The 15,856-nt window shown below is 64.3% G+C and carries 19 protein-coding genes; 17 read left to right on the plus strand and 2 right to left on the minus strand.

All coding sequences use genetic code 11. From position 1 onward, the window contains the following. Positions 1-39: 39 nt before the first annotated feature. The gene (locus N7607_RS09820; RefSeq protein ID WP_279866381.1) at positions 40-618 is read right to left on the minus strand and encodes a Maf family protein; all 579 of its coding nucleotides are present in this window, start codon (positions 616-618) and stop codon (positions 40-42) included. Positions 619-737: 119 nt separating this feature from the next. On the opposite strand from N7607_RS09820, the gene N7607_RS09825 reads away from it, so the two are divergent. The 13 genes from N7607_RS09825 to N7607_RS09885 all read left to right on the plus strand — a co-directional run bounded on the left by N7607_RS09825 (position 738) and on the right by N7607_RS09885 (position 10,850). Further along, complete coding sequence (locus tag N7607_RS09825; RefSeq protein WP_192397314.1) at positions 738-1,265, plus strand: YceD family protein; 528 nt, start codon at positions 738-740, stop codon at positions 1,263-1,265. 13 nt (positions 1,266-1,278) lie between these two features. Continuing rightward, complete coding sequence (rpmF, locus tag N7607_RS09830) at positions 1,279-1,461, plus strand: 50S ribosomal protein L32 (RefSeq protein ID WP_013791824.1); 183 nt, start codon at positions 1,279-1,281, stop codon at positions 1,459-1,461. 3 nt (positions 1,462-1,464) lie between these two features. Continuing rightward, positions 1,465-2,472, plus strand: a complete 1,008-nt coding sequence (plsX, locus tag N7607_RS09835) for a phosphate acyltransferase PlsX (RefSeq protein WP_279866380.1) — start codon at positions 1,465-1,467, stop codon at positions 2,470-2,472. A gap of 187 nt (positions 2,473-2,659) precedes the next feature. Beyond that, positions 2,660-3,598 (plus strand): ACP S-malonyltransferase, encoded by a 939-nt coding sequence (gene fabD, locus N7607_RS09840; RefSeq protein ID WP_279866379.1) that lies wholly within the window; start codon positions 2,660-2,662, stop codon positions 3,596-3,598. A 16-nt stretch (positions 3,599-3,614) separates the two neighbouring features. Then, positions 3,615-4,358 (plus strand): 3-oxoacyl-ACP reductase FabG, encoded by a 744-nt coding sequence (fabG, locus tag N7607_RS09845; RefSeq protein ID WP_279866378.1) that lies wholly within the window; start codon positions 3,615-3,617, stop codon positions 4,356-4,358. A 180-nt stretch (positions 4,359-4,538) separates the two neighbouring features. Further along, a complete protein-coding gene (acpP, locus tag N7607_RS09850) occupies positions 4,539-4,772 on the plus strand; it encodes an acyl carrier protein (RefSeq protein ID WP_068826648.1) in 234 nt (77 codons plus the stop codon). Between the two features lie 109 nt (positions 4,773-4,881). Continuing rightward, positions 4,882-6,126: a beta-ketoacyl-ACP synthase II gene (gene fabF / locus N7607_RS09855; RefSeq protein WP_279866376.1), complete on the plus strand. Its 1,245-nt coding sequence runs from the start codon at positions 4,882-4,884 to the stop codon at positions 6,124-6,126. Beyond that, the gene (gene pabC, locus N7607_RS09860; RefSeq protein ID WP_279866375.1) at positions 6,126-6,941 is read left to right on the plus strand and encodes an aminodeoxychorismate lyase; all 816 of its coding nucleotides are present in this window, start codon (positions 6,126-6,128) and stop codon (positions 6,939-6,941) included. The genes fabF and pabC overlap by 1 nt, the downstream gene beginning before the upstream one ends. A gap of 3 nt (positions 6,942-6,944) precedes the next feature. Next, on the plus strand, positions 6,945-7,982 hold the full coding sequence (gene mltG / locus N7607_RS09865; protein ID WP_279866373.1) for an endolytic transglycosylase MltG: 1,038 nt from the start codon (positions 6,945-6,947) through the stop codon (positions 7,980-7,982). 9 nt (positions 7,983-7,991) lie between these two features. Further along, entirely contained in the window at positions 7,992-8,624 is a 633-nt protein-coding gene (gene tmk / locus N7607_RS09870; RefSeq protein WP_279866372.1) for a dTMP kinase, read from the plus strand. Then, on the plus strand, positions 8,617-9,603 hold the full coding sequence (locus N7607_RS09875) for a DNA polymerase III subunit delta' (protein WP_279866371.1): 987 nt from the start codon (positions 8,617-8,619) through the stop codon (positions 9,601-9,603). The genes tmk and N7607_RS09875 overlap by 8 nt, the downstream gene beginning before the upstream one ends. A gap of 36 nt (positions 9,604-9,639) precedes the next feature. Further along, positions 9,640-9,996, plus strand: coding sequence for a PilZ domain-containing protein (locus tag N7607_RS09880; RefSeq protein ID WP_043310025.1), 357 nt, complete (start codon positions 9,640-9,642; stop codon positions 9,994-9,996). A 71-nt stretch (positions 9,997-10,067) separates the two neighbouring features. Beyond that, the gene (locus N7607_RS09885; protein WP_279866370.1) at positions 10,068-10,850 is read left to right on the plus strand and encodes a TatD family hydrolase; all 783 of its coding nucleotides are present in this window, start codon (positions 10,068-10,070) and stop codon (positions 10,848-10,850) included. 237 nt (positions 10,851-11,087) lie between these two features. Here the strand turns inward: N7607_RS09885 and N7607_RS09890 are convergent, their stop codons facing one another. Next, positions 11,088-12,221, minus strand: coding sequence for an aminotransferase class V-fold PLP-dependent enzyme (locus N7607_RS09890; RefSeq protein WP_279866369.1), 1,134 nt, complete (start codon positions 12,219-12,221; stop codon positions 11,088-11,090). A 76-nt stretch (positions 12,222-12,297) separates the two neighbouring features. Here N7607_RS09890 and N7607_RS09895 point away from each other — a divergent pair, with 76 nt between their 5' ends. From N7607_RS09895 to N7607_RS09910, 4 genes are all read left to right on the plus strand, one after another. After that, on the plus strand, positions 12,298-12,936 hold the full coding sequence (locus N7607_RS09895) for a TetR/AcrR family transcriptional regulator (RefSeq protein WP_192397304.1): 639 nt from the start codon (positions 12,298-12,300) through the stop codon (positions 12,934-12,936). 247 nt (positions 12,937-13,183) lie between these two features. Then, positions 13,184-14,152: a radical SAM protein gene (locus N7607_RS09900; RefSeq protein WP_279866368.1), complete on the plus strand. Its 969-nt coding sequence runs from the start codon at positions 13,184-13,186 to the stop codon at positions 14,150-14,152. Positions 14,153-14,181: 29 nt separating this feature from the next. Next, entirely contained in the window at positions 14,182-15,075 is an 894-nt protein-coding gene (locus N7607_RS09905) for a radical SAM protein (protein ID WP_279866367.1), read from the plus strand. A 72-nt stretch (positions 15,076-15,147) separates the two neighbouring features. Then, positions 15,148-15,753 carry a DUF4823 domain-containing protein gene (locus N7607_RS09910; protein ID WP_279866366.1) on the plus strand — a complete coding sequence of 202 codons (606 nt, stop codon included), beginning with the start codon at positions 15,148-15,150 and terminating at the stop codon, positions 15,751-15,753. The last annotated feature ends 103 nt before the right edge of the window (positions 15,754-15,856 follow it).

Below are 15,856 nucleotides of genomic sequence, written 5' to 3' on the forward strand. Positions count from 1 at the left end.
AGGCCCGGCCTTAGTCGGGCCTCTTCCTTTATATAGGGCTCAGGGAATGGCGACGCCTTGCCTGTCCAGCATCTGCACCAGGCGAATCAATGGCAGGCCGATGAGGCTGGTGCCGTCTTCGCCCTCGGTGGTGCGGAACAGGCTGACACCCAGGCCTTCGGCCTTGAAGCTGCCGGCGCAGTCGTAGGGTTGCTCGGCCTCCAGGTAGCGGGTGATCTGATCCTCGCTCAAGTGGCGAAAGTGTACGGTGAAGGGCACGGCATCCACCTGGCATTCGCCGGTGGTGCTGTCGAGCAGGGCCAGGCCGGTGAGAAAGGTCACGCTGCGGCCACTGGCTGCCAGCAACTGGCTGCGGGCGCGACTGAAGTCATGGGGCTTGCCGAGGATCTGTCGGTCGAGCACGGCGGCCTGGTCCGAGCCGATGATCAGGTGCGCGGGATGCAGGTCGCTCAGGGCCCTTGCCTTGGCTTCGGCCAGCCGACGTACCAGTGCTTCTGCGTTTTCTCCCGGGTGTGCCGTCTCGTCTATGGCTGGCGAGGCCCAGGTGAAGGGCTGGCGCAGGCGGGTCAGTAGTTCGCGGCGATAGGGCGAGCTAGAGGCGAGTACCAGCGGCAGCATGATCGATCTCCTGACCGGAATTGCGAGAGGCGGGGGCGATTCTAGCGACCGTGGTGGCCGACGGACAGGGCGGAAATTCCTTTGACAGGGGCGGGGGGCATCCCTAGAATACCGCGCCTATGTCGAATGGGCCGATTCCACCTCACGTTGATCCGCGCAAACTCGCCGATCGCGCTGCCACCCTGGAAGGGGAGGTGCCGCTGGCCAGTTTCGAGCGACTGTGCGACTCGCTGGAAGATAATTCCGGCAAGGTGCGCGCGAAGCTGGTCTTCGAACGTGGCGAGCGCCGAGCTGTGAGTATTCACAGTGAGCTCGAGGTTGAGGTCAAGATGGTTTGCCAGCGTTGTCTGGAACTGGTCGCCCTGCCGATCCGCAGCGAGTGTCATTACGCGGTGGTGAAGGAAGGTGCGGATACCCAGTCGCTGCCCAAGGGCTATGACGTGCTGGAAGTGGGTGAAGATCCATTGGATCTGCTGACGCTGGTCGAAGATGAGCTGTTGCTCGCTCTGCCCATCGTTCCAGCCCATGCCCCTGAGGATTGCCAGCAGCCGGCCGGTGCCAACGAGCCCGAGTCGAGCGAGGACGAGGTATCGCGGTCCAACCCGTTCAGTGTTTTGGCGCAGTTAAAGCGTGACCCAAACGTTTAGGAGTTATTGAGTTATGGCTGTTCAGCAGAACAAAAAATCCCGCTCTGCCCGCGACATGCGTCGTTCCCACGATGCCCTCGAGGCCAATGCCTTGTCCGTCGAGAAGAGCACCGGTGAAGTTCACCTGCGTCACCACGTGTCCCCGGAAGGTGTCTACCGCGGCCGTAAAGTGATCGACAAGGGCGCCGACGAGTAATCCTTGTCCGCTCCGATCGCTATCGATGCAATGGGTGGGGACTTCGGTCCCCATCGCATTGTTCCAGCCTGCATCGCCAGTCTGGCTGAATTCCCCTCGCTACACTTGGTCCTTGTCGGCCAAGCCCCCGTCCTCGAAGAACTGCTCGCCCGTCATCCGGGTGTCGATCGCGCGCGCCTGCAGGTCGAGCATGCCAGTGAAGTGATCGGCATGGACGAGCGTCCGACCCATGCCTTGCGCGGCAAGCCCGATGCCTCCATGCGCGTGATGCTGGAACTGGTGCGCAGCGGCCGGGCCAAGGCCTGTGTCAGTGCCGGCAACACCGGTGCGCTGATGGCGCTCTCCCTCTATGTGCTCAAGCCCCTGCCGGGCATCGACCGGCCAGCGATGGTCACGGCTGTGCCGACGGCCAAGGGCGTCTGCCATCTGCTCGACCTGGGTGCCAATGTGGACTGCAGCGCCGAGCAGCTCTATCAGTTCGCCGTGATGGGTGCGGTGGCCGCCGAGGCCCAGGGCATGGCGCGCCCGCGAGTGGCGCTGCTCAACGTGGGTACCGAGAACATCAAGGGCAACCAGCAGGTCAAGCTGGCGGCCAGTCTGCTGCAACAGGCGGAAGGGCTGAATTACATCGGCTTCGTCGAGGGTGATGGCCTGTATCGCGGTGAGGCCGACGTGGTGGTGTGCGACGGCTTCGTCGGCAACATCCTGCTCAAGGCCAGCGAAGGCCTGGTGTCGATGATCTCCGATCGCATCGAGGCGCTATTCAATGAAGGCTTCGTGTCCAAGCTGGCCGGTGCGGTGGCCATGCCGTTGCTCAAGCGCCTGCGTGGCGAGCTGGCGCCGGCGCGGCACAATGGTGCGAGTTTTCTCGGTCTGCAGGGTATCGTGGTGAAGAGCCATGGTTCGGCGACGGTCGAGGGCTTCCAGAGCGCCATTCGTCGGGCGGTGATCGAGGTGCGCGAGAACCTGCCGCAGCGCCTGCACGGCCGTCTCGAGGACCTGCTGCTCTGACCTGCGGCAGGTTGATGTGTCTTGCCGCTGTGCAGCCCCGTCTTCTGAACTCCTGGTGTTCGCCACTCTCCAAGGCTGGGCGCTGTGGAGCTGGCCTGTGACCGCTGCCGCGGCCACTCCATCCAATCTGCAATTCTCGGCTCGGCATCGCCGTGTCGTCTCCTCCGACTAGATAAGGGAAAGTTTGATGTCTGCCTCCCTCGCATTTGTCTTCCCTGGCCAGGGCTCGCAATCGCTCGGCATGCTCGCTGAACTCGGTGCCCAACAGTCACTGGTGCGCGACACCTTTGGCGAGGCCTCCGAGGCGCTCGGCTATGACCTCTGGGTGCTGACTCAGCAAGGCCCGGAAGAGCGTTTGAACGAAACCGACAAGACTCAGCCGGCCATCCTCACTGCCTCTATCGCCTTGTGGCGTCTGTGGCAGGCCGAGGGCGGTGCGCGTCCGGCCTTTGTCGCAGGCCACAGCCTGGGTGAATATTCCGCGTTGGTCGCCGCCGGGGCCATTGGCTTCCGCGATGCGGTCAAGCTGGTCGAGTTGCGTGGCCAGTTGATGCAGCAGGTCGTGCCGGCCGGGCAGGGCGGCATGGCCGCGATCCTTGGCCTGGAGGATGCCGATGTACTGGCTGCCTGCGCCGAAGCGGCGCAAGGTGAAGTAGTCAGCGCCGTCAATTTCAACGCCCCTGGCCAGGTAGTGATCGCCGGTGCCGCGGCTGCCGTCGAGCGCGCCATCGAGGCCTGCAAGGCGCGCGGCGCCAAGCGTGCCATGCCGCTGCCGGTCAGCGTGCCGTCGCACTGTGCGCTGATGCGCCCGGCTGCCGAGAAGTTCGCCGATGCGGTCAACGGCCTGGCCTGGCAGGCGCCGCAGATTCCGCTGGTGCAGAACGTCAGCGCCGCCGTGCCGGCCGATCTCGACGTGCTCAAGCGCGACCTGCTGGCGCAGCTGTATAGTCCGGTGCGTTGGGTGGAAAGCGTGACCTACCTGGCAGCCCAGGGCGTCTCCGAGCTGGTCGAATGTGGCCCCGGTAAAGTGCTGGCGGGCCTCAACAAGCGTTGCGTCAAAGGCATCAACACCCACAATCTGGAAACCCCGGACGCCTTCGCCGCCGTGCGTGCGGCGCTGGTCTGAGTACAAGGAGAGCATCATGAGTCTGCAAGGCAAGGTTGCGCTGGTTACCGGCGCCAGCCGTGGTATCGGTCAGGCCATCGCGTTCGAGCTGGGGCGCCAGGGCGCTACCGTGATCGGCACCGCCACCAGCGAGGCGGGTGCTGCCCGTATCGGTGAGGCGCTGAAGGAGCAGGGCATCCAGGGCGCCGGCATGCTGCTGGACGTATCCAGCGATGAGTCGGTGAATGCCGTACTGGAGCAGATCCAGAAGGATTTCGGCGCCGTGGCCATTCTGGTCAACAACGCCGGCATCACCCGCGACAATCTGATGCTGCGGATGAAGGACGAGGAGTGGTTCGATGTCATCAATACCAACCTCAACAGCCTGTTCCGTTTGTCCAAGGCCGTGCTGCGTGGGATGACCAAGGCGCGCTGGGGGCGCATCATCAGCATTGGCTCGGTGGTGGGCGCCATGGGCAACGCCGGGCAGGTCAATTACGCGGCGGCTAAGGCCGGTCTGGAAGGTTTCAGCCGAGCCCTCGCCCGTGAAGTCGGTTCGCGCTCGATCACCGTCAACTCGGTGGCGCCCGGTTTCATCGATACCGACATGACCCGCGAACTGCCGGAGGCCCAGCGCGAGGCGCTGCTGACCCAGATTCCGCTGGGCCGTCTGGGCCAGGCCGAGGAGATCGCCAAGGTGGTCGGTTTCCTCGCCTCCGACGGCGCGGCCTACGTCACCGGTGCTACCGTTCCGGTGAATGGCGGCATGTACATGAGCTGAATGTGACTCGGACCTTCGGGAAACTGTCATAAAAGCCGTCTAAAGTCCGTTACAAAAGTGCAACCGGCGGAAGACGGCAGTTCGGGAGGGGCCGGGGATCCGGCTTGAAACTTAGAAAACCCTTTCTATACACTGCAGCCCAGCTGCACGGAATTTTTCCACTAGGAGTGAAAACTAGACATGAGCACCATCGAAGAACGCGTCAAGAAAATCGTCGCCGAGCAACTGGGCGTTAAAGAAGATGAAGTGACCAACAGCGCTTCCTTCGTAGAAGACCTGGGTGCCGACTCCCTTGACACCGTTGAGCTGGTGATGGCTCTGGAAGAGGAATTCGAGACCGAAATCCCGGACGAGCAGGCTGAGAAGATCACCACCGTTCAGGAAGCCATCGATTACGTCACCGCGCACGCCTAAGCGCCCGTAATCGCCGGTTTTCGGCCCAGGAAAAGCCGCACTGCCCCTCAAAGGCGTGCGGTTTTTCTTTATCGGGCCAGCAAGTTTCAACGAGAAGGAGGATTGTGCAGTGTCGCGTAGACGCGTCGTAGTTACCGGTATGGGCATGCTGTCGCCGCTGGGCACCGATGTTGCCAGCAGTTGGCAGGGTATCCTGGCCGGTCGCAGTGGTATCGGCCTGATCGAGCATATGGATCTGACCGCCTTCTCCACCCGTTTCGGCGGTTCGGTGAAGGGCTTCAATGTCGAGGAATATCTGTCGGCCAAAGAAGCGCGCAAGCTCGACCTGTTCATCCAGTACGGCCTGGCAGCCAGCTTCCAGGCGATGCGCGATTCCGGTCTGGAAGTCACCGACGCCAACCGTGAACGTATCGGCGTGGCCATGGGCTCTGGCATCGGCGGCCTGACCAATATCGAGAACAACTGCAAATCCCTGTTCGAGCAGGGGCCGCGGCGCATGTCGCCGTTCTTCGTGCCCGGCTCGATCATCAACATGATTTCCGGTTTCCTGTCGATCCATCTGGGGCTGCAGGGGCCGAACTACGCCATCGCCACCGCCTGCACCACCGGCACCCATTGCATCGGCATGGCCGCACGCAATATCGCCTACGGCGAGGCCGATGTGATGGTCGCCGGCGGCGCCGAAATGGCCACCTGCGGCCTGGGCATGGGCGGCTTCGGCGCGGCGCGCGCGCTGTCCACCCGCAACGATGATCCGAGCAAGGCCAGCCGTCCTTGGGACAAGGACCGTGATGGCTTCGTGCTGTCCGACGGCGCCGGCGCCCTGGTGCTGGAGGAGCTGGAGCACGCCAAGGCGCGTGGCGCAACCATCTATGCCGAGCTGGTCGGTTTCGGCATGAGTGGCGACGCCTACCACATGACCTCGCCGCCGGAAGACGGAGCCGGCGCGGCGCGCTGCATGAGCAATGCCCTGCGCGATGCCGGTCTGAACCTCGATCAGGTGCAGTACATCAACGCCCACGGCACCTCCACGTCAGCCGGCGACAAGGCCGAGGCCAGCGCGGTGAAATCGGTGTTCGGCGAGCATGCGTACAAGCTGTCGGTCAGCTCCACCAAGTCCATGACCGGCCACTTGCTGGGTGCCGCGGGCGCGGTGGAGGCGATCTTCAGCGTGCTGGCCCTGCGCGACCAGGTGGCGCCGCCGACCATCAACCTGGATGAGCCGGACGAGGGCTGTGACCTCGATTTCGTCGCCCACCAGGCCAAGTCGCTGGCGATCGACGCCGTGCTGTCCAACTCCTTCGGCTTCGGCGGCACCAACGGTTCGCTGGTGTTCCGTCGCTTCAACGGCTGATGCTGAGCTGGGTCGATGGCCGCCCGGCCACGGATTTGCCACTGAGCGACCGTGGCCTGGCCTATGGTGACGGCCTGTTCGAGACCATCGCCGTGCGCGACGGTCGCGCCAGGCTGCTGCCGCGCCATCTGGCGCGCCTGAACGAAGGTGCGCAGCGCCTGTCCATCGATCTCGACCTGTCCGCGCTGGAAACCGAGTTGTCGGCCTTCTTTGCCGAGTTGGGCGAGGGCGTGGCCAAGCTAATGATTACTCGTGGCGACGGCTTGCGTGGCTACGCCTCGCCACAGCCTTCCAACCCGCGCCGCATTCTGCTGGGCAATCCGCTGCCCAGCTATCCGGCGAGCAATGCCGAGCAAGGCGTACGCCTGTTTCCCTGCATCACGCGGCTGGCCGAGCAGCCCTTGCTGGCCGGGCTCAAGCATCTCAATCGCCTGGAGCAGGTGCTGGCCCGTGGCGAATGGCAGGATGCTGCCTTCGCCGAAGGCTTGATGCGCGATGCCTCCGGACGTGTCATCGAGGGCGTGTTCAGCAACCTGTTCCTGGTCAAGGACGGCGTGCTGCTGACTGCCGAGCTGTCGCGCTGCGGCGTGGCGGGCGTGATGCGCGCCGAAGTGCTGGAGCAGGCCGCGCATCAGGGTATCCCCTGCGAGGTACGCGATATCGCCTTCGACGAGCTGCTGGCGGCCGACGAGGTATTCGTCTGCAACAGCCTCTACGGCATCTGGCCGGTACGCGAACTGGCCGCCAGCGTCTGGCCGGCCGGCCCGCTCACCCGTAAACTGCAGGCCCTTATCCGCAGTCTTCTGGATTCCTGATTCGTGATTCGCAAGTTGATGCTGTTGCTGGTCTCCGGCCTGGCGCTGCTCGTGCTGGCATTGGCCCTGGCCGGCTGGCGCCTACACAGCGCGCTGAACCAGCCGCTCAAGCTGGAGAGCGAGCGCCTGATCGAGGTAGTTCCCGGTGATACTCCTGGCGGCCTGCTCAATCGCCTGGAAGGCGAGGGTGTGCTGGAGGGCGCCTTCTGGTTGCGCCTGTACTGGCGCTTCAATCTGCCGAACCAAGCGCTGCACAGCGGCGAATACCGCCTCAGCCCGCAGCAGAGCGTGCGCGATCTGCTCGGCCTGTGGCGCCGTGGCGAGGTGGTGCAGTACAGCCTGACCCTGGTCGAAGGCTGGAGCTTCCGCCAGGTGCGCGCGGCGCTTACCCGCCAGGATGCGCTGCAGCAGAGCCTGGCGGGGCTCGACGACAAGGCGCTGATGCAGCAGCTCGGCCTGCCCGGCGTCAGCCCCGAGGGGCGCTTCTTCCCCGATACCTATCGCTATGTGCGCGGCATGAGCGACCTCGACCTGCTCAAGCAGGCCAGTACCCGTCTCGACCAGGTGCTGGACGAGGAGTGGAGCAAGCGCGCCCAGGGCCTGCCGTATCGCAAGCCGTATGACGCGCTGGTGATGGCCTCGATGGTGGAGAAGGAGACCGGCGTGGCCGAGGAGCGCGGGCAGATCGCCGGCGTGTTCGTCCGTCGCCTGCGCAGCGGTATGCGCTTGCAGACCGACCCGACGGTGATCTTCGGTCTGGGCGAGCTGTACAACGGCAACCTGACTCGCGCCCATCTGCTGCAGCCGACGCCCTACAACACCTATGTGATCGACGGCATGCCGCCGACGCCCATTGCCCTGGCCGGCCGCGAGGCGATTCACGCCGCGCTCAATCCGGTACCGGGCAAGAGCCTGTACTTCGTCGCCCGCGGCGACGGCAGCCATGTATTCTCGGAAACCCTGGAGCAGCACAACCGTGCCGTGCGTGAGTACCAGCTCAAGCGCCGCAGCGACTATCGCTCCAGCCCCGCGCCCAGATAAGGAAAACCCGTGAGCGGTCTGTTCATTACCCTGGAAGGCCCGGAAGGGGCCGGCAAGAGCACCAACCGCGAGTACCTCGCCGAGCGTCTGCGCGAGCAGGGCATCGAGGTGGTCCTGAGCCGCGAGCCCGGCGGTACGCCGCTGGCCGAGCGCATCCGCGAACTGCTGCTGGACCCCAGTGACGAAAAGATGGACAGCGATACCGAGCTGCTGCTGGTGTTCGCTGCCCGCGCCCAGCACCTGGCTCGGGTCATCCGCCCGGCGTTGGTGCGCGGCGCTGTGGTGCTCTGCGACCGCTTCACCGATGCCACCTATGCCTACCAGGGCGGCGGTCGCGGCCTGGACGATGCGCGCATCGCCGAGCTGGAGCGTTTCGTTCAGGGCGAACTGCGCCCGCACCTAACCCTGGTATTCGATCTGCCGGTGGAGATCGGCCTGTCCCGCGCCGCCGCACGCGGGCGTCTGGATCGGTTCGAGCAGGAAGGCCGCGACTTCTTCGAGGCCGTACGCCAGACCTACCTGCAGCGCGCCGCCGCCACTCCAGCGCGCTATCGCGTGTTGGATGCCGCGCAGTCGCTGGACGCGGTGCAGCGCTCCATCGACACGTTGCTGCCGGAAATCCTGGAGCGCTGCCGTGGCTGAAGCCTACCCCTGGCAGGCGCAGCTCTGGCAGCAGCTGGCCAACCGCCCGCAGCATGCTCACGCCTACCTGCTGCATGGTCCGGCCGGCATCGGCAAGCGCGATCTGGCCGAGCGCCTGATGGCGCGCCTGCTGTGCCAGCGACCGAATGGCGCCGATGCCTGCGGCCAGTGCAAGGCCTGCCATCTGTTGGCTGCCGGTACCCATCCGGATGTGTTCGTGCTGGAGCCGGAAGAGGCGGACAAGGCGATCAAGGTCGACCAGGTGCGCGAGCTGGTCAGCTTCGTGGTGCAGACCGCGCAACTCGGCGGGCGCAAGGTGGTGCTGCTGGAGCCAGTGGAGGCGATGAACCTCAATTCCGCCAACGCCCTGCTCAAGAGCCTGGAAGAGCCCTCGGGCAATACCGTGTTGTTGCTGGTCAGCCACCAGCCCAGCCGCCTGCTGCCGACCGTGAAGAGCCGCTGCGTGCAGCAGGCCTGCCCGCTACCGAGCCAGGCCGAAAGCCTGACCTGGCTGGCCCAGGCCCTGCCGGACAACAGCGACGAGCAGCGCCGCGAATTGCTGACCCTGGCCGGCGGTTCGCCGCTGATGGCGCGTCGTCTGCAAGGGCAGGGCGTGCTGGAGCAGCGCGCTCTGGTGGTCGAGGGCGTGAAGAAGCTGCTCAAGCAGCAGGCCAGTGCCAGCCAACTGGCCGAGGCCTGGAAGAGCCTGCCGATGACCATGCTGTTCGACTGGTTCTGTGACTGGGCGCAACTGATGCTGCGTTATCAGCTGAGCCGCGACGAGGAAGGCCTGGGCCTGGCCGACATGCGCAAGGTCGTGCAGTACCTGGCCGACAAGACTCCGCAGCGCAAGCTGCTGGCCATGCAGGATTGGCTGCTGCAGCAGCGCCAGAAGGTACTGGGCAAGGCCAACCTGAACGGTGCTCTGCTTCTCGAAGCCCTGCTGGTGCAGTGGGCAAGCCTGCCCGGGCCGGGCTAGAATCGAAAAATTGGATTAAGTCGCCAGGAATAGTGCATGAGCTTGCCACCGAACCTAGGACCGCGTAACGGGATCCTGTCCCTGACCATCAAGGACAAGTCCGTGCTGTACGCCGCCTACATGCCCTTCATTCGCAACGGCGGGCTGTTCATCCCGACCGCCAAGAGCTACAAGCTGGGCGACGAGGTGTTCATGCTGCTCAACCTGATGGACGAGCCGGAGAAGATTCCGGTCGCCGGCAAGGTGGTGTGGATCACCCCCAAGGGCGCACAGGGTAACCGCGCCGCGGGTGTCGGTGTGCAGTTCAACGACGGCGACAACACCGCCCGCAACAAGATCGAGACCTACCTGGCCGGTGCGCTGAAGTCGGATCGCCCGACTCACACCATGTAAGTCGCATCACAGGCTTCAAGGCAGAAGCGCCCGAAATGGGCGCTTCGTCATTTCAGAGACAGAGAAATCCCATGCTGGTTGATTCCCACTGCCACCTCGACCGCCTCGACCTGGCGGCCCACGACGGTTCCCTCGACGCAGCGCTGGCTGCGGCCCGTGCCCGCGGCGTGCAGCATTTTCTGTGCATCGGCGTCAGCGCCGCCAACGCTGGCGCGGTCAAGGCCCTAGCCGAGCGCTACGCCGATGTCGACTGCTCGGTGGGCGTGCACCCGCTGGACCTGGAGAAGGGCGAGGCGCCGGCGATGGACTGGCTTCTTGGCGAACTGAACCACCCCAATGTGGTGGCCATCGGCGAGACCGGCCTGGACTACCACTACGAGCCCGAAGCGGCAGAGCTGCAGCGGCAGTCTTTCAACCTGCACCTGGAGGCGGCGAAGATCACCGGTAAGCCGGTCATCGTGCATACCCGCGAGGCGCGGGCCGACACCCTGGCATTGCTGCGCGAGGCGGCGCTGCCGCAGGCCGGCGTACTGCACTGCTTCACCGAAGACTGGGAGATGGCCAAGGCGGCCCTGGATATCGGCTTCTATATCTCGCTGTCCGGCATCGTCACCTTCCGCAATGCCGATGCCCTGCGCGAAGTGGCGCGCAAGGTGCCGGCCGACCGGCTGCTGGTGGAAACCGACTCGCCCTACCTGGCGCCTATTCCCCATCGCGGCAAGCCCAATCTGCCGCAGTACGTGCGTGAAGTGGCGGAGTTCCTGGCCATGGTGCGTGGCGAGTCGTTCGAGGCCCTGGCCGAGCAGACCACGGCCAACTTCAAGCGCCTGTTCCCGCTGGCTCGGGTGGTCTGATCTGTAGATCCACAAAAATCGCGGACAAAAAAAACCCGGGTTCTGGGGGATGAATCCGGGTCAAGACCATTAGGAGTAAAACAAAGGTACGCGATCCACGGTACCTCGACTGGCGGGACACTTGGGGGGAGATGTCGCACACCAGTAGTTCCAGTATTAGCCAGGATTCCCGATCGTCCAGATTGGTCGCGGCGGTTTCTTAAACGTATTTGGAATACCGCCGCGGCTGCTGAGCACTCAGCCTTGTCGCAGCTGGCTCAGCACCGTCAGGCTTTGCTCGATCAACGCCGGGTCGGTGTAGAAGTGCGGGGAAAAACGGATGCCTTTGCCCCGTTGCGCACAGATCACCTGCTGTTCCCGGAGTTTGGCGAACAGCGCCTGGTTGTCCCAGCCATCCCAGCTGAAGGTCAAAATGCCGGCGCGGCGGGCCGGGTTCAGCGGGCTGTGCAGCTGAATGCCCGCGATTCGTTGCAGTCCTTCCTGCAGCTGCAGCACGCGCTCCTCGATGCTTGCCGCCACCTGATCCATACCGACTTCCTCCAGCAGCGACAGGCTGGCTTCCAGTGCCATGGCGCCGAGCATGTTCGGGCTGCCGCATTCAAAGCGTCGGGCGCTGCGGGCCGGTTGCCATTCCGTGCGGTCGTAGTCGCCAGCGTGCTCCAGCATGTGCCAGCCGTATTCGTGCAGGGCCAGTTGCTCGCGCAGGTCGCTGCGGCAGTAAAAGACGCCCAGGCCTTCCGGGCCGAGCATCCACTTGTGCCCGTCAGCCATGGCGAAGGCGCAATCGCAGGCCTGCACGTCCAATGGCTGGGCGCCGAGCTGCTGAATGGCGTCGACGCACAGCAGCACGCCCTTGTCGCGGCAGCCGGCGCCCAGGCGCGGCAGGTCCAGGCGCAGGCCGCTGGCGAACTGCACCGAACTGATCGACATCAATCGTGTGCGTGGCCCGCAGGCAGCGAGCAGAGCACCTTCCGGGTCGCTGCCACTCAGGTTGACCTGCACCACCTCGACGCCGCGAGGCTTCAGGGCTTCCCAGACGATGCGGTTGGAGGGGAACTCCTCGTCGCTGATCACCACCTGGTCGCCGGCGCGCCAGTCCAGGCCGAAGGCAACGAAGGACAGCGCCTCCGAAGTGTTCTTCACCAGCGCGATATCCGCCGTGCTGGGGGCATTGAGCAGGCGCATCAGGCGTTCGCGCAGGTGCTTTTCCACCTTCAGCCATTCGGGATAGTGGCGCGCGCCGAGGCTGATGTTCTCCTCGGCGAAGCGCCGTACGGCATCGCTGGCGCGCTTTGGCCAGGGCGCCACAGCGGCGTGATTGAGATAGCGCAAGCCGGGAGCTAGAGGAAATTCGTCGTTTAAATTGAGCATTGGGCCGATGATCCGTGCATTTTCGCGCTGAACAGGCATAATGACGCGCCTCGATTTTTCATCCTGTAGTCACTTTATGAACAAAGAACCTCGCAAAGTCCGTGAATTCCGTCGTCGCGAACAGGAAATTCTCGATACCGCGCTCAAGCTCTTCCTTGAACAGGGTGAAGACAGCGTAACTGTCGAGATGATCGCCGATGCGGTCGGAATCGGCAAAGGCACCATCTACAAGCACTTCAAGTCCAAGGCCGAGGTCTACCTGCGCCTGATGCTGGACTATGAGCGCGACCTCAACGCCCTGTTCCACTCCGAAGACGTGGCCCGCGACAAGGAAGCCCTGTCCCGCGCCTACTTCGAGTTCCGTATGCGTGATCCGCAGCGCTACCGCCTGTTCGACCGCCTGGAAGAGAAGGTGGTCAAGGGCAACCAGGTGCCGGAGATGGTCGAACAGCTGCACCAGATCCGTACCTCCAACTTCGAGCGCCTGACGCTGCTGATCAAAGGCCGCATCGAAGAGGGCAAGCTGGAAGACGTACCGCCGTACTTCCACTACTGCGCCGCCTGGGCCCTGGTACACGGCGCCGTGGCGCTGTACCACTCGCCGTTCTGGAGCAGCGTGCTGGAGGATCAGGACGGCTTCTTCCAGTTCCTCATGGACATCGGCGTGCGCATGGGCAACAAGCGCAAGCGCGACGGCGAAGCGCCGGCAGCATAGGGTCTCCCGTTTAATTCACGGCCCGTCCCTTCGGGTTGCGCGGAAAATATCGCCATGCGTCGTTGTGGAACTTGGCAAGGGAGCACCATTACCTGCGTTCCACGCCTAGCCTGGCGATATTTTTCGCAGCAACGCGGTTCGCGAACTAAACGGGAGCAGACCCTCATGCCATTCAGCCCGCCAATGATGCGTTCTGCGCAGTCGGCGGCGGGCATATACTCCGGATTGAACACTGCCGGAGTTCTCCATGATCGTTGACCATCAAGGTCGGCGCTTCCGCAACCTGCGCATCAGCCTGACCGCCGCGTGCAACTACGCCTGCACCTACTGCGTGCCGGACGGCAAGCGCCTGGTCGCGGCCCAGGATGAACTCTCGGCCGAGGCCATGGTGCGTGGCGTGGCCTACCTGATCGAGGCGGCCGGTATCGAACGCCTGCGCATCACCGGCGGCGAGCCACTGGTCAGCCCCAAGCTCGAACACTTCCTGCGAGAGACCAGCCAGTTCGGCCTGCAGGACATCAGCCTGACCACCAATGGCCAGCTGCTGTCGCGCAAACTGCCGCTGCTGCTGGAGTGCGGCCTCAAGCGCATCAACGTGTCGCTGGACACCCTCGACCCCGAAGACTTCAAACGCATCGCCCGTGGCGGCGATCTGCCGACCGTGCTGCAGGGCCTGGAGGAGGCACGCGCGGCCGGGTTGAAGATCAAGGTCAACATGGTGCCGCTGCGTGGGCAGAACCACGAGCAGGTGTTGCCGATGCTCGACTACTGCCTGGAGCGCGGCTTCGAGCTGCGCTTCATCGAGCTGATGCGTATGGGCCACCTGGCCCGCGAAGGGGCGAGCTTCCAACAGCAGTTCTACGGCATGCCCGAATTGCTGGCGGCGGTTGCCGAGCGCTACGAGTTCGCCCAGGCGCCGGCGCCGCTGGATGCCACGGCACTGCGTTACGAAATCCCCGGTCACGGCTTCTTCGGCGTGATCGCCAACGAGAGCGTGCCGTTCTGCCGCACCTGCTCGCGCCTGCGCCTGTCCTCCACGGGCTGGCTGCACGGCTGCCTGTCGTCGAGCAACCGTCACTATGTCGGCGACCTGCTCGACAAGCCTCGCCATCAGGCCTTGCCGGCGTTGCAGCGCCTGCTGGTGCGCGCCCTGGCGGACAAACAGGACGCCGCCTTTGCGGGCGGCGCCACCGTCATGAAAATCATCGGCGGCTAGTCGTCGCCTCATCTACTTGTACGAAAGCCATGCCTGCCGAATTCCCCATCGCCTATATCGAACCGGTGTTCCGTCCGCCGAGCGAAGCCAACTCCCTGATCCTGCCGGTGACCAACGGTTGCTCGTGGAACGCCTGTACCTTCTGCGAGATGTACACGGCACCGCAGAAGAAATTCCGCGCCCGCGACGAAGACCAGGTGCTGGAGGAGATCCGCCGCGCCGGCCAGAGCCTGATCGTGCAGCGGGTGTTCCTCGCCGACGGCGATGCCTTGGTGTTGCCAACGCGGCGCCTGCTGAACATCCTGCAAGCGATCCGTGAGCACATGCCCGAAGTCGACCGCGTCTCCAGCTACTGCCTGCCGCGCAACCTGCGCAAGAAGTCGGTGAGCGAACTCAAGGAGCTGGCCGACGCCGGGCTGAAGATGGCCTATGTCGGCTGCGAATCCGGCGACGACGAGGTGCTGGCGCGGGTCAACAAGGGTGAGACTTATGAGTCCAGCATCAGCGCCCTGGACAAGCTTGGCGAGGCTGGCATCACCCGCTCGGTGATGATCCTCAACGGTCTCGGCGGCACGGCCCTGAGCGAGCAGCATGCCGATAACTCGGCGCGCCTGATGAACGCCGCTCAGCCGGAATTCCTCTCCACCCTGGTGGTCAGTTTCCCCATGGGCGAGCAGCGCTTCCGCGAAGGTTTCGCCGACTTCCAGCCGCTCGGTCAGCAGCAGCTGTTCCTCGAAGTGGAGCGCCTGCTGCAAGGCTTGGAACTGAGCGACACGGTGTTCCGCAGCGACCATGCTTCCAACTATCTGGTACTCAAGGGCAACCTCGGCGCCGACAAGGCGCGCCTGCTGGCCCAGGTGCGCCAGGCCATCGAGCGGCCGCAGAGCGCGCACCTGCGCCAGGAATGGCAACGCGGTCTGTGAGGCAAGGTTGGCGCGGAAGCTGCTATGACTCTCTATCCGCCGGTTTTCCGTCACCGGCAGGGAGGAAATGCAATGCGTAGCCTGATTCTGCTGCTGGCGCTTACCGCGCTCGGTGGCTGCATGAAAGTCAGCGACATGGCCGCTGGCACCGAGTATCACCTGCGCGACGCCGGTGTGCTTGACCGCAGCGATACCCGCCGCTCCGCCTCCTGGCGGCTGCAGGCCGATTCGTTCATTTTCATTTCCCAGGCCCACTACGTGCCGCCGGGTGATGCCCGTCCGCGTCCCAACGTGGTGGCCGAGGAGGCCTTCAAGTCCTTCGTCGAGTACTTCCCGCTGGTGCGCCGCGCCAGCAAGCCACAAGGTCTGGACGAGGCGATGAACGAGGCGCGCGTCGCTGGTGCCCACTATCTGCTGTACACCCGCTTCGCTGACGCCGATGACCGCATCGGCACCGTGGAGGAGTGGGAAGACCAGGAAGCCGTGGATCGCCTGGGCGTGGACTCCGGCGTGATCCAGCTGATGCTGATCGAGACCAGCACCCGTTACCTGGTGGATACCGCACGCATCCGCAACCACGGCGGCTTTCTGACGTTTTATGACAACCAACCCGCCGACCAGCTGCGTGCGCCGTTCGATCAATACGCACGCACGCTGCTGGGCGTTAGCGCACGCTAGGTTCAGTATGAAAAGTCGGCGAGCGAAGGTGAGGCTAGGCAAAAGTCGGTGAGGAAGCGGAGTTTACGAGTGGTAAATGAGCATTCCGAACCGACTTTCAACA

The sequence above is a fragment of the Pseudomonas sp. GD04019 genome, from assembly GCF_029837695.1.
Lineage (GTDB): Bacteria > Pseudomonadota > Gammaproteobacteria > Pseudomonadales > Pseudomonadaceae > Aquipseudomonas.

Bases quoted from the DNA above. Each gene is read 5' to 3' on its own strand.
- fabD (WP_279866379.1), top strand. From the start codon at position 2,660: ATGTCTGCCTCCCTCGCATTTGTCTTCCCTGGCCAGGGCTCGCAATCG.
- rpmF (WP_013791824.1), top strand. From the start codon at position 1,279: ATGGCTGTTCAGCAGAACAAAAAATCCCGCTCTGCCCGCGACATGCGT.
- N7607_RS09880 (WP_043310025.1), top strand. From the start codon at position 9,640: ATGAGCTTGCCACCGAACCTAGGACCGCGTAACGGGATCCTGTCCCTG.
- N7607_RS09885 (WP_279866370.1), top strand. From the start codon at position 10,068: ATGCTGGTTGATTCCCACTGCCACCTCGACCGCCTCGACCTGGCGGCC.
- N7607_RS09820 (WP_279866381.1), bottom strand. From the start codon at position 618: ATGCTGCCGCTGGTACTCGCCTCTAGCTCGCCCTATCGCCGCGAACTA.
- N7607_RS09900 (WP_279866368.1), top strand. From the start codon at position 13,184: ATGATCGTTGACCATCAAGGTCGGCGCTTCCGCAACCTGCGCATCAGC.
- N7607_RS09895 (WP_192397304.1), top strand. From the start codon at position 12,298: ATGAACAAAGAACCTCGCAAAGTCCGTGAATTCCGTCGTCGCGAACAG.
- pabC (WP_279866375.1), top strand. From the start codon at position 6,126: ATGCTGAGCTGGGTCGATGGCCGCCCGGCCACGGATTTGCCACTGAGC.
- fabG (WP_279866378.1), top strand. From the start codon at position 3,615: ATGAGTCTGCAAGGCAAGGTTGCGCTGGTTACCGGCGCCAGCCGTGGT.
- N7607_RS09825 (WP_192397314.1), top strand. From the start codon at position 738: ATGTCGAATGGGCCGATTCCACCTCACGTTGATCCGCGCAAACTCGCC.
- N7607_RS09905 (WP_279866367.1), top strand. From the start codon at position 14,182: ATGCCTGCCGAATTCCCCATCGCCTATATCGAACCGGTGTTCCGTCCG.
- N7607_RS09890 (WP_279866369.1), bottom strand. From the start codon at position 12,221: ATGCTCAATTTAAACGACGAATTTCCTCTAGCTCCCGGCTTGCGCTAT.
- acpP (WP_068826648.1), top strand. From the start codon at position 4,539: ATGAGCACCATCGAAGAACGCGTCAAGAAAATCGTCGCCGAGCAACTG.
- N7607_RS09910 (WP_279866366.1), top strand. From the start codon at position 15,148: ATGCGTAGCCTGATTCTGCTGCTGGCGCTTACCGCGCTCGGTGGCTGC.